The organism is Lentilactobacillus diolivorans DSM 14421, from assembly GCF_001434255.1.
Lineage (GTDB): Bacteria > Bacillota > Bacilli > Lactobacillales > Lactobacillaceae > Lentilactobacillus > Lentilactobacillus diolivorans.
In genome coordinates, this window is sequence record NZ_AZEY01000079.1 from 71,323 (window position 1) to 84,744 (window position 13,422).

Annotated in this window: 10 protein-coding genes; 6 read left to right on the top strand and 4 right to left on the bottom strand. The window is 39.6% G+C overall.

Annotated elements, in window-relative coordinates; translation table 11 throughout:
* The first annotated feature begins 715 nt into the window (after positions 1-715).
* Positions 716-1,804 (top strand): PTS sugar transporter subunit IIC, encoded by a 1,089-nt coding sequence (locus tag FC85_RS08590; RefSeq protein ID WP_057865120.1) that lies wholly within the window; start codon positions 716-718, stop codon positions 1,802-1,804.
* 156 nt (positions 1,805-1,960) lie between these two features.
* Here FC85_RS08590 and FC85_RS08595 read toward each other — a convergent pair whose 3' ends face one another.
* A complete protein-coding gene (locus tag FC85_RS08595; RefSeq protein WP_057865121.1) occupies positions 1,961-2,305 on the bottom strand; it encodes a hypothetical protein in 345 nt (114 codons plus the stop codon).
* A 348-nt stretch (positions 2,306-2,653) separates the two neighbouring features.
* Between FC85_RS08595 and FC85_RS08600 the strand changes: the two genes are divergently transcribed.
* A complete protein-coding gene (locus FC85_RS08600; protein ID WP_057865122.1) occupies positions 2,654-3,427 on the top strand; it encodes an acetoin reductase in 774 nt (257 codons plus the stop codon).
* Between the two features lie 111 nt (positions 3,428-3,538).
* Here FC85_RS08600 and carB read toward each other — a convergent pair whose 3' ends face one another.
* Entirely contained in the window at positions 3,539-6,607 is a 3,069-nt protein-coding gene (gene carB / locus FC85_RS08605) for a carbamoyl-phosphate synthase large subunit (RefSeq protein ID WP_057865123.1), read from the bottom strand.
* On the bottom strand, positions 6,607-7,668 hold the full coding sequence (locus FC85_RS08610; RefSeq protein WP_057865124.1) for a carbamoyl phosphate synthase small subunit: 1,062 nt from the start codon (positions 7,666-7,668) through the stop codon (positions 6,607-6,609). The genes carB and FC85_RS08610 overlap by 1 nt, the downstream gene beginning before the upstream one ends.
* Positions 7,669-8,242: 574 nt before the next feature.
* Here FC85_RS08610 and FC85_RS08620 point away from each other — a divergent pair.
* The 3 genes from FC85_RS08620 (at position 8,243) to FC85_RS08630 (ending at position 11,885) form a co-directional block, all read left to right on the top strand.
* A complete protein-coding gene (locus tag FC85_RS08620) occupies positions 8,243-9,190 on the top strand; it encodes an aspartate carbamoyltransferase catalytic subunit (protein WP_057865126.1) in 948 nt (315 codons plus the stop codon).
* A gap of 24 nt (positions 9,191-9,214) precedes the next feature.
* Complete coding sequence (locus tag FC85_RS08625) at positions 9,215-10,489, top strand: dihydroorotase (RefSeq protein WP_057865127.1); 1,275 nt, start codon at positions 9,215-9,217, stop codon at positions 10,487-10,489.
* A 400-nt stretch (positions 10,490-10,889) separates the two neighbouring features.
* A complete protein-coding gene (locus tag FC85_RS08630; protein ID WP_225427585.1) occupies positions 10,890-11,885 on the top strand; it encodes an ADP-ribosyltransferase in 996 nt (331 codons plus the stop codon).
* Positions 11,886-12,117: 232 nt separating this feature from the next.
* Here FC85_RS08630 and FC85_RS08635 read toward each other — a convergent pair whose 3' ends face one another.
* Positions 12,118-12,729: a helix-turn-helix domain-containing protein gene (locus FC85_RS08635; RefSeq protein ID WP_057865128.1), complete on the bottom strand. Its 612-nt coding sequence runs from the start codon at positions 12,727-12,729 to the stop codon at positions 12,118-12,120.
* A 377-nt stretch (positions 12,730-13,106) separates the two neighbouring features.
* Between FC85_RS08635 and FC85_RS08640 the strand changes: the two genes are divergently transcribed.
* Positions 13,107-13,388: a hypothetical protein gene (locus FC85_RS08640; protein WP_147008544.1), complete on the top strand. Its 282-nt coding sequence runs from the start codon at positions 13,107-13,109 to the stop codon at positions 13,386-13,388.
* Positions 13,389-13,422: the final 34 nt, after the last annotated feature.

Here is a 13,422-nt window from a genome sequence, read left to right on the forward strand (position 1 = left end):
TAAACAGGTGCTAAATTGGATTTTTCTAAACTATTTATATTAGTTGAAAGATAAACAAGTGGAATATAGATGCGTATGCTTAACGATGTTCTTGCTAATACGCTGTGTGTTACGTATTTCACTAAAGAAGTGTTGAAAAAAAGCCAAATTAAAAATTGGTAACCCTGAGGATGGATAATTAATGAATTTTTATTTCATAACAAAAGTAAAGAATGGGCTCAGGTTAACAGGGTGTTAAACAATGTATCAACGTGAAATAAACGAGGATAAGTGGTGATTGATAATCTATTGCCAGTGGATCATTTATGATAGATTGCTCAACTACGTGAAACACTTTTATATATATTAGTTTCTCAACCGGTATCAGGTAAAATATGATGCTATAAAATGAGAAATAAAGAGTGCATATCTAATTAAGTGGCATTAATATCATTCTTCTTGCAAAATTATTAGTTGACATGATTGTCACTATTGATGGTATTTATTTAAAAAGAAAAAAATATTTTTTGAAATATGGTACTAGTGACCTTATCTATATTTTATTAGGGTTTTAACATGATGTTATAATATTGGTATATGTTAAAAGTGAAGTTTTTACTAAAATTCTTTAAAAACGATATTGACATGTCAATGTTAAGGTGGTTAGATTATATCAATTTCATTTTTATCATTATTTTCTCATATTATTATAAAATAAAGAATTGAGGTTTTGCCAATGGATACGGCTGTTGATAAGCCAACTGAAAAGTTGACTGTTAAAGATTATGTATACTTAGTTTCTGCCGGTGTTTCTAATGCCGTCTTAGTTATGTTGGGGATTGGATTATTAACACAAGCCATTGCAAACTTTATTAACTGGCCGCAACTTCATCAAGTTGGTTCAATTGCTCAATGGTTGTTGGCACCAGCGTTTGGAGCTGCTGTTGCATCACAATTAAAGACAAATACTTTGGTATTATTCAGTTCCATGATTTCTGCAACCGTCGGTGCCAATGCGGTCTATTTCATTTCATCAGGCGTTCACGCTGCCACTGCGACTGGTAACCAGATGGCTCAAGCTGCTCAGTCGGGTGTCTTTACCACTGGCCAACCAATTAGTGCCGTTGCAGCTGGGTTAGTTGCCGCACTGGTTGGGAAATACTTAACCGGTAAAACACCGCTTGATATGATGTTAGTACCACTTGCTGCCACTTTAGTTGGTTCAATTGCCGGGTTGGGACTTGCAAGTGTCACGACACCGGCCCTTAACTGGCTGAGTGCCTTCATCGCACAATCAATGCAAATTAACCCATTGCTCGGATCGATGTGTGTGTCGCTTGCTTGGTCAATCTTTTTGATGACCCCTGCCTCATCAGCTGCATTAGCAGTGGCCGTTATGCTGGATCCACTGGCTTCTGGAGCAGCACTAATTGGAACCACAGCTCAATTTGTTGGTTTCACGATCATTTCATGGAAACAAAATGAATTAGGAGCTAATATTGCTCAGGGAATTATTACGCCTAAGGTTCAATTCCCCAATCTGTTAGCCAATCCTCGGCTGGCTTTACCATCTATGACCGCTGCGGTTGTTGCCGCACCGATTGCAACATTGTTCTTTGGTTTTAAAGTGCCATATACATTAGGTGGTTTAGGTCTCAACTCATTAATCGCTCCAATCACTTTAGCATCGACCAGCACCAATATGCTGATTGCATACTTAGTAATGGGAATCGTTATTCCTGGTATTATTTCAGTTGTTATCTATCGAGTTTTGCTCGGTCTTCACTGGGTTAAGGATCAACAACTACATCTTGAAATCGTTTAACGAATCAAACAAATAAACTAAAAAACAATAACAATAAAGAACGGGCTGTGACAAGTATAAAACTTGGTGCAGCCCGTTCTTCTTTATACTGATTAGTGAAAGCAGTTCTACTCTGAATAACTAAGATTAGGACAGGGGAATCAGATGACTTGCTGGTTACTCGAGTTCACGAACTTGGTCAATTAGACCTAATAGTTTGTCAGAGGCTGCTCGGTAATCTTCAATTTTATCACCGTACTTTTCATTAACCCCCTCTAGTCCGCCTGCCACAAATGCATATTCATAGTTATAAACGTCATCGTAAGCAGCTGTGAACTTAGCGAGGAGGTCATGGTGGTTACCATCGAGTTGTAAGGCCATTTGAACAACGCGAAAATCAGTGTAGCCCATTTCAAATTGGATGGCCCAAGCTCGAATGAAATCGTGTTGAGCTTCAATATGAGCAAAATGATGTTGTGTATTCCAGGTTAAGCGATCTAATGCTTTAACGATATCTAACATAATAATTCCTCCCGATAATTTTTAGTGTAGGCCAACTTCATTAGTTCCCCGTTAAAATTGGACTATTTACACTTACATTCAACTCCATTTGGTAATGAATCACAATTATAATGACTTTCTTTTCATTGTTGAGCATTAATTTGAGTTTGATTTGCTTATTTTTATGATGATTTGTTAGCTATTTAAGTATCAATCGACTTATTGATGGCAAAAACGATGACAAATCAGGCGATTCTTTTGGAAAAAGGAGTGCCAAAACTTTGCGTTGTGTTTCACAACGCGGCGTCATATAATCATTGCCATAAGATGTTATCAAATTCACAAGAGAGTTAATGGAGGATTATCAGTATGTCAAACAAAGTTGCGTTAGTGACCGGTGCCGGTCAAGGAATTGGTGAAGGAATTGCTCGTCAACTCGCAAAGGATGGCTTTGCTGTTGCATTATCCGGTCGTCATTTGGATAAGGTTCAACGAGTAGCAGATGATATTAATAAAGATGGCGGTGATGCCTTCGCAATTAAGTCGGATGTTCAATATCGAGACCAGGTTTTTGATTCTGTTAAGCAAACGGCAGATCATTTCGGCCATTTGGATGTGTTTGTTAATAACGCTGGAGTTGCCCACGTTGCTCAGATTTGCAATACAAAGGAAGAAGATCTTGACCGTTTACTAGATATTAACGTAAAAGGAACTTTCTTCGGTATTCAAGCTGCTGCGCAACAATTCAAGAAGCAAAAGACGCCTGGCAAGATTATCAATGCTTCATCGATTGCCGGACATGAAGGATTTGAATTACTTGGCGCGTATTCAGCAACCAAGTTTGCGATTCGCGGATTAACCCAGGCAGCTGCTAAAGAACTTGCTCGCGATCAAATTACCGTTAATGCTTATTGCCCAGGAATTGTGTTAACACCGATGTGGGATCAAATCGATGAAGAAATGGGTCAAGTAAACCATGTTGCTAAAGGCGAATCATTGAAGCAATATCTATCGGGCATTGCGCTGGGACGCGGTGAAGAACCTCAAGATGTTGCTAATCTGGTGTCATTTTTGGCAAGTGACAAATCAAGTTATATTACCGGCCAAGCAATTATGGTTGATGGTGGTATTAAATACGTTTAATTTAATGATGAAATGTTAATAATAAAAACGTCTTCGAGAATTTTTTTCTCGAAGACGTTTTTATTTAGGAAATTTATTAAGTTGATTCGGATATGTGAACCATTATGACAATTATTTGATTAATTGTGGTTGAAAGATTCCTAATACGGTATCTTGGGCGGTGAAGACTGGGACTTGGTGACTTAAGGCTTTCGCCACGAGCTGCTTTTCGTCGTCGGTTTCGTCTGATGATGAAAGGGCGAATGCCAACTTGTCAGGCCATGGCATATCCTTCTTATAAGGAACAACGTTAAAGCCACTGCTCTGGAGCTTATCCTTCAAATCATCGTCATTGGCATCAAATTGCGAAATTAAGACGGTTCCACTGATTGTATCGGTATTGATGTGGTAACTGTCAAATAGGGCGTTATGCAAAGCCTCATGAAGCGTATCGCCATCGCCAATATCTTCGCCGGTTGATTTCATTTCAGGGCTTAATGCAGTTGGGGCACCTGGTAATTTGGCGAATGAGAAGACTGGTGCTTTTACGTAAACTTTGGTTGGTTCGGGATATAGGCCGGGTTTTAAGCCAATTTCAGTCAATGATTTACCAAGGATAAGTTGAGTCGCAAGTTGAGCCAGGTGCATCTTGGTAATCTTGCTCATGAATGGAACTGTTCGGGAAGCCCGGGGATTAACTTCGATGACGTACACAGTATTATTAGCAACAATGAATTGAATATTCATCATCCCAACAGCATGGACCTTTTTACCAATTTTGGTGGCAATTGCCACAATCCGATCTTTTTGACTGTCAGTTAATGTCTGTGGCGGATACATTGCGATTGAATCCCCTGAATGAATACCGGCACCTTCGAGATGTTCCATAATGCCCGGAACAAAAACTTCTTGGCCGTCACTAAGAATATCAACTTCACATTCAGTTCCTGGGATATATTGGTCGATTAAGATTGGTTGGCCAGCACTTGCTTTTAATGCTGGAATCAGATATTCATCTAATTCGTTATCGTTATGGACGATTGCCATTCCTTTACCACCGAGGACAAAACTTGGCCGAACAAGAACTGGGAAGCCAAGTTTGTTAGCAATCTTATGGGCTTCTTGCGCGTTCATTGCAGTGTCACCCTTAGGATGATCAATTTCTTGATCAATTAAGAGATCTTCGAAATCATGACGGTTTTCAGTTTGCTCGATGCCGTGCATGGACGTCCCAAGAATTGCGACACCGCGTTCAGTTAATTTTTCAGTCAGGTTGATGGCTGTTTGACCACCAAATTCAACAATGACACCAATTGGATTTTCCAAGTTGATAACGTTCATGACGCTATCGATATCCAGTGGTTCGAAATAAAGTTTATCGGAAATCGAGAAGTCGGTTGAAACCGTTTCAGGATTATTATTGATGATGATGGCGTTGTAGCCAGCTGCTTGAATCGCTTTAACACAGTGAACAGTAGCGTAATCAAATTCAACCCCTTGGCCGATTCTGATTGGACCGGCACCGATAACAACAATACTATTTCCGAGTGGTTTGCTTTCATTCTCGTTACCAATCGTGCTATAGAAGTAAGGCGTTGTACTTTCGAATTCAGCGGCACAAGTATCAACCATTTTATATACTAAATGCTGATCTTCCATGTTATCGAATTTCTCTAGATCATGGTCGGAAATTGGATGAACAGTTTTGATCATGGTGTTGTTGAAGCCCATTTTACGAGCCTTCAAAATGAGATCTGCATTAACAATGCCACTCATCAGTTTCTGTTGCATATGCATGATGTTTTCCAATTTGGATAAGAAGTAAAGATCAATTTTAGTTGATTGATGAATTTGTTGAATGGTTGCTCCTTTACCGAGTGCAGCAAAGAGTTCAAAAATTCGGTAATCAGTTGGTGTCTTAATCTTCTCCAGTAAATCGCCCATTGACATGTTTTTTGTATAGGCTGGAATTAAGTTGTTTTGAGCCTGTTTATCAAGTTCAAGTGATTGAACCGCTTTTAATAAGGCTTCCTCAATTGTGCCGCCAATTGCCATCACTTCACCGGTGGCTTTCATTTGAGTTCCCAGTTTGCGATCTGCGTTCGTGAACTTATCAAACGCGAAACGTGGGATTTTGGCAACCACATAATCCAGAGCAGGTTCAAACATCGCGAAGGTAGTTTGAGTAATTGGGTTGATAATTTCATCCAGGTTTAAACCGACTGCGATTTTTGCAGCAATTTTTGCAATTGGATAACCAGTCGCTTTAGAAGCCAATGCTGATGACCGACTAACCCGTGGATTAACTTCGATCACGTCGTACTTTTCGCTGTTGGGATCTTGAGCAAGCTGAACATTACAGCCACCCTCGATTTTAAGGGCATCTACGATTGTAAGTGATGCGTCCCGTAACCGTTGGTATTCTTTGTCCGTTAAGGTCTGAGTCGGGGTGAACACAATTGAATCACCGGTGTGGACACCAACTGGATCAAAGTTTTCCATACCAGCAACAATAATTGAATTGCCATGGTGATCACGCATGACTTCAAATTCAATTTCTTTAAAGCCGGCGATACTCTTTTCAACCAAACATTCGGTTGAAGGAGACATTGTTAGTCCCCGACTAAGGACAGCTTTCATTTCATCGTCATCATGCGCGATACCGCCACCAGTCCCCCCAAGGGTATAAGCTGGCCGAATGATAACCGGATAGTCAATTTGATGGGCAAATTGGAGGCCGGTTTCCAAGTCGTAAACCGTTTTTGATTCCGGAATTGGTTGATGAAGCTCTTCCATTAAATCTTTAAATTGTTCGCGATCTTCGGCTTGATTGATCGTTTTTAGGTTTGTCCCTAATAGTTCAATATGCAGTTTGTCGAGGATGCCATCTTTACTTAATTCAACAGCCAGGTTTAACCCTGTTTGGCCACCCAAAGTAGGTAGAATTGCGTCTGGATGTTCCTTTTCAAGGATTTTCTTTAAACTAGGAACAGTTAATGGATCCATATAAACGCGATCCGCAATTTCATCGTCAGTCATGATTGTGGCTGGATTAGAATTGACAAGGATGACTTCATAACCTTCTTCACGTAAACTAAGACAAGCCTGACTACCGGAATAGTCGAACTCTGCGGCCTGACCAATGACAATTGGTCCAGAACCGATAATCAAAATCTTCTTAATATCTTTTCGTTTTGGCATTAGTGAACCCCTCCGTTAACGTGCATTAAATCAATAAAGTCGTCGAATAATTTTGTGGCATCATGTGGCCCTGGCGCAGCCTCGGGATGGTATTGAACCGAGAAGATTGGGCGGCCAGGATAACGCAGCCCCTCACAGGTTTTGTCGTTAACTTCAACCGCAGTCACTTCCAATGGAGTTGGTTTTACAGAATCAATGTCAACCGCATAACCGTGGTTTTGAGATGTAATGAAAACGTCTTGGGTCATTAAATTTTTAACAGGATGATTAATACCACGGTGACCAAATGTCATTTTGTAAGTCTTAGCACCGTTTGCAAGTGCAAGTAGCTGATGTCCTAAGCAAATGCCCATCAATGGATAGTTGTCTTGCAATTTTTGAATGGTAGGTAGAAATGCTGAGTAGTCTTGCGGATCACCGGGTCCGTTGGATAAAAGAATACCAGTTGGATGTAGGTTTTCGATATCTTCAAACGTTGAATCAGGTGTAACAACTGTAACATCTACCCCTGGGCGTTGTAGTGATTTTACGATGTTATCTTTAACACCAAAATCAACAACCACAACGTGTTCAACATCTTTGTCGTCTGTAACAGAAAGAGTTGCTGACTTAACAAATGAAGGTTTGCTTTGCGCCTCAACCGAAGTTTGATTAATTGGTTGATTAGTTAAGCTTGCCTTCATCGTTCCGTACTGACGAATAATCTTCGTTAACTGTCGTGTATCGATACCACTGATGCCTGGTACTTTGGCTTGTTTTAAAAACGCATCAAGTGACATGACGCTTTGATAATGAAAAACTTGATCGGTCATCTCGCGAACAACAACCGCTGCTGCTTTAACTGAATCCGACTGGTTGGTTCCGAGTGAAATCCCGTAATTACCAATTAACGGATACGTAAACGTGATAATCTGGTTTTCGTAGGATGGATCAGTCAAGGTTTCCTGATAGCCGGTCATACTGGTAGTGAAAACTAATTCACCATCAATTTCGGCAGCTAAGTCCCCACAGGCTTCACCAACGAAGACGTCTCCATTCTCCAAAGTTAAATACTTTTTCATTTCCGAACCTCCTAATAATTTCCTAACATCGACATGATATTAGCAGTTAACGCTTTTGATAAATTAAGATAGAAGTATTTTCAGCAAATGTCAAGTCGTTTTATACAAAAAAAGACGATATATGGATTTTTATGTACAATAAATTTCAAAAATGAATATTTATTAAAACAAGAAATGTCCTTCCAAGTACGTCTTGTATACATAGTTAAGGCATCTAATTCTGACACTGCAAAAATTTGGATAAATAATCATTTCCAAAATTATTTTTTAAAAGAGGCTTGTTTTTTTGAGGAAAAAGGCATATGATTCAAATAACAAAAAAAGAACCTTTAAGATTAACCCCGTGAGGTTAAGAAGGAATCGTTGAACCTGGGATATTCTCAGGAATAACTACAACCTCTTTACCCAACGGCGGTAAAGAGGTTTTTTCATGCAGATATTGATTTGATTGACGATTTAATTGTTCCCGTGAGAGCAAAACGTCCCCTAAACACTGTGGCAAAAGACCACTTAATCAAGGAGCGCTTTGCGAACATGGCAAAGCGCTTTTATTTATATTTAGGAGGAATTGACAATGATGCAGATCACTAAACCAGCAAGCTTTGAAAACGTAGTAAGTATGGAAGACCTTTCAGTTGAGGATGTTTTATCATTTGTCCATGACGCCACCGAGTTTAAAGCTGGCAAACAAATTGAATTAAAGCGACCAGTCTATGCCGCAAACCTTTTCTTTGAGAATAGCACCCGAACCCATACTAGTTTTGAAATGGCTGAACGTAAATTAGGATTACAAGTTGTTAACTTTGACCCAGCCTGCAGCTCGGTTAATAAAGGTGAAACAATGGGGGATACAATCAAAACCCTTCAAGCAATCGGGGTTGATGTGATGGCCATTCGTCATAAGAAGAACGAGTATTATAAAGATTTGGTCTCAGATCCTAATATTCATGTTGGAATTGCCAATGCTGGTGATGGATCAGGTCAACATCCATCACAATCATTACTTGATTTGATGACAATTTACGAAGAGTTTGGTCATTTTGAAGGATTAAAAATTGCGATCGTTGGTGATTTAACTCATTCCCGGGTCGCTCATTCAAACATGGAAGCTCTGACCATGCTGGGTGCCCACGTTTACTTTGGTGGGCCAAAAAAGTGGTATACCGATGAGTTTGCCAACTACGGCGAATGGTTACCAATGGATGAATTAGTATCGCAAATGGATGTTATGATGCTGCTTCGGGTTCAACATGAACGGATCGATGCAAATGAAAATGGGGCCTTCTCAGCAGCAGATTATCACGAAAAGTATGGTTTGACGCTTAAACGTGAAGCAATGATGCCTGATCAATCAATTATTATGCATCCGGCTCCGGTTAACCGCGGAGTTGAGATTGCGGATGAATTGGTTGAATGTGACAAATCACGGATCTTCCGTCAAATGGAAAATGGTGTTTTTGTCCGCATGGCAATTATGACCAGTATGCTGCGTAACCGTGATCTTGTGAAAGCAGAATATTAATACCAGACGAGGAAAATTTACCCGATGAAACGTGTAATTGTGAATGGCCGCCTGTTGGAAAATGGAAAATTAGTGAGTCGAGATATCTTAATTGATGATGGCACAGTAATTGCGATTGAGCCTAAAGTTAACACTGAAGATGCTGATGATGTGGTTGACGCAAAGGGGAATTTTGTTAGTCCGGGATTGATTGACGTTCACGTTCATTATCGACAACCAGGGCAAGAAGAAAAAGAAACAATCAAGACGGGCAGTTTGGCAGCGGCTCATGGTGGCTTTACAACTGTTTGTGCAATGCCCAATGTCACCCCGGCACCGGATAGCCCCCATAATATGGAAAGTTTAATTAAATTAAACCGAGAAAATGGAGTTGTTCATATTAAACAATATGCCACGATTACAACGAATCGTGGTGGTGATCAATTAGTTGATTTTCCTGCTTTAAAGAGCGCCGGTGCCTTTGCATTTAGTAATGACGGTAACGGTATCCAAAAAAGTAGTACGATGTATGAAGCAATGAATCAGGCTGCTGACTTGGACATGGCGATTGTTGAACACGTTCAAGATGATGACCTTACATATCATGGCGTGCTTAATGACGGGGCTGCTAAGCGACTTAACATGAAGGCAATGCCATGGGTTAGTGAAACTGCTCAAGCTGCTCGGGATGTTATCTTAGCAGAAGCAACGGGTGTTCACTATCACGTTTGCCACGTTTCATCCAAGCATACGGTTAATGTGATCCGAGCTGCTAAAAAAGCCGGCATTCACGTGACTGCTGAGGTAACGCCTCATCATTTATTATTGTCAGATGAAGATATCAAGGAAGACAATTCTTACTATAAAATGAACCCACCTTTACGTGGGAAAGATGACCAACAGGCTTTAATCGAAGGATTGCTTGATGGGACGATTGATATGATTGCAACTGATCATGCACCGCATACAAAGGAAGAAAAAAATCAATCAATTCGGACGGCACCGTTTGGGATTACTGGTAGTGAAACGGCCTTTAGTATGCTCTATACCAAGTTCGTCAAAACTGGGCGTTTTACTTTGGATCAGTTAATCAATTGGATGGTTCGCAAACCTGCTGCTGTCTTTAATATGTCGAATGCTGGTTCTCTTGAGACGGGGCAACCCGCTGACATCGCAATTTTTGATATTGATGAGCAAAATATGATCCAAGAAAGTGATTATTTGTCTAAGGGAAAGAACTCTCCATTCACTGGCGAAACAGTCTATGGGGATACGGTTATGACACTTGTGAGTGGAAAGATTGTGTATCAAAGAAAATAGAGTGGCACAACAAGCGGTTAGCCTCCAGAATATAAGTAACTTCAGCCGATATCCCTGGTTTTTAGGGATATCGGCTGAAGTTATTTATATGGCAGGAGGCTGCTTGTTGTGCCACGTTTTAGCATGGTAGAAAGGAACGCCTATCCTGTTTTTAGGGATATCGGCTGAAGTTATTTATATGGCGGAAGGCTGCTTGTTGCGCCACGTTTTACATGGTAGAAAAGAAAATTTGCATTCTCAGTTTTGTGGAATATGAGCCAGGGTGATTTATATGGCCGAGGACTGGTACATATCCTGACGAAGTAGTTTTAAGCTTGGGTCTATATAACTAAACCTTCTTTGAAAAAGTTGCTGATCAGTGTAAAATACCATTAATAGTTTTAGAAGGGATAGATTGTCGTTGAGAATTAAAGTGAAACATTTTGTTTTCGTCGTAATTTTGTTGGTTGCTGTTTCACTAACAAGTCCAGTTCAAGCCAAATCAATAAAAAAAGAAGTTCAGGGCAACACAACTACAACAATTGTTACCAGTAATATCATTCATACATCCAATGTTGGCAAACGGGTCTTTTTAACCCGGATACCCGTTAAACTTCATGCTATTACAAACGAGGAACCTGATCCACAAAAAATTGTAGCAGTACCTAAAAATACACCATTAATTGTGCAAAAAAAGTTGGCGGAAGATAAAGGCTATTTGGTTTCGATGCCACATTCGAAGGCAAAACTGGTGATTAGTCACCCGGCAAAATTAATTTATTCGACTAAGACAGCCAAACTTAATTCTAAGGAAATGAAAGCACTTCGATTATCCGCTGATAGGTGGGCTAAAAAGCTAACTAATCGGGAAATTAAGGCAATTCGTTACTATACAAACAATGGTTATGGAAAGATTAATGACACACTTCGTAATCCTCATAAAAGGGCTACTAGTAAAGTAAAAACAAGTATTAAACAAATTAATCGGGCGATCGACCAATATCAACTTAAACAACCATTAACTGTTTTTCGAGGGACAACTCCGCTCGGGTTAACCAAATCACTTGGTAGTCAGTCTGTAAAAGTCGGCGGTCAGTATCATGACCCCGCTTATTCATCAACGACGTTGAGTCAGATGATTGCACTGGGATTCTCAAGATCAAAACAACATGTCGTCCTAAAGATTAATTTGCCTAAGGGCCGCTATGGTGCTTATATTGATCCAATTTCAACTAATGTCGGCGAGAGGGAATATTTGTTACATCATGGTACAAAATTGATCGTAACCAAAATTCAAAAAGTCCATTTAACGGTCCACACGGTAACAACCGTTGAACAGAAGGGGAAAAAGCCGGTTAAGAAAGCAACCAATGCGCCAATCAATTATCGATTAGTAACGCTTAGCCTGATGAAATAGTGCTTACTGTGGTGGATCTTATATCAGTAATAATTATTTGAAAAACGAGTGACTGGGCTGGGACAAAAGCAATTTTGTCCCAGTCCTGTTTTTTGTGTAATCAAGATTGTTACCAAGCGAAAACGTGAGATAAAGGGCAACTTTCAGAGCGTAGCCGCCTTTCGTGCCACTCTTTTGTTTTTTGAATAATTAAAGGATTAGGTTAAGGATAGTGTAAACAAGAGATTGTTTGTTAGCGCTTGTTTTCAGTTTGCGATTTTTGGTTCATGTTTAATGGTGACTGTTTATCTGAAAGTTTGCTAAGTGCTTTTTCATAGTCGGAAACCTTAATGATTGTCGATGTGGTAAATTGATGGTTTCTAAACTTCTTTAGTATCTTATAACTTTGAAAACCGCTCATCGCAATAATAGCCAAACAAGTTAACACAACTAACTTATAGGCGCAGTGCGACTTGTTGCATTTGAACAAGATAATTAGTGGTAGTAAACAGCCAATTAGTGGTATGACGGCACTAACGTAAGCAACGAGAACTAGGATTACCAGCAAATTAATATCTTCTGATTGACCTTGAATCCGGTGCTGGGTGAACTCTACCACCCGTTGCTTTCGAGTGATATGATCTTTGACCAGCTGATTCTTTAGTTCTGGATCATCCATCAAGAAATCCTCCATCGATCGTTTATAAGTAACACAAAGCAGAACTAAGTTATCAATATCTGGATACCCTCTATTATTTTCCCAACGACTGATTGCTTGACGTGAAATTTTCAACTTTCGGGCAACATATTCTTGTGAAAAGCTGTTTTCAATTCGAGCGTCCCTTAATTTTTCTCCTAATGCCATTACTAATCACACGCCTTTATTAGTGAGTTGGTTGATAGATGTATCACAACTAAATTCTCATATTAATTGGCTCATCGCAAGGTGTTTGAAGATAACATGCTATGGTTGCGACAGAAAAGTTGCAACTATTACAACAATAAATACTGATATCACTGAGTTTTATCGAAAACACTAGAAATCAAATGTCTAATTTTGACTATTCTCATTATTTTTTAATTTCAAAAAAATGTCATCATTTACAGAGATGTTACAAATTAACCAATTAGCAATTTTTTTAGAATGTAACCCAATGTAAAACAATCGTTGCTTTTTTGCCAACGAATTTATTGGTACATTAACCCTATGGCTTTGAAATCGATAAATGTGGGAGGGCAATCATGATGAAAAAGCGAGATACACAAGTTAGCCATGGTTTAGAGATCAAAGGGCAGTTGGCGACAATTAAATTTGGTGTTGTGACTGCACTGGCTACATTATTAATTGCGTTTCTAATAATTGGTGGCATTAGTGTGTATCAGGGACAGTTGGTAATGAGTTATCAGTTTCTAATTGGCATGACGGCAGTTGGCTTTTTCGAAGGCGAATATTTTAAAACATCCTGTATTTGGTGGCTGGTTATTGGTTCGTTGCTGTGTGGCATTAGCAGCTTATTTCTATAACGGCTAATATTTTGTTGGAGTGGTGGGTGAAACT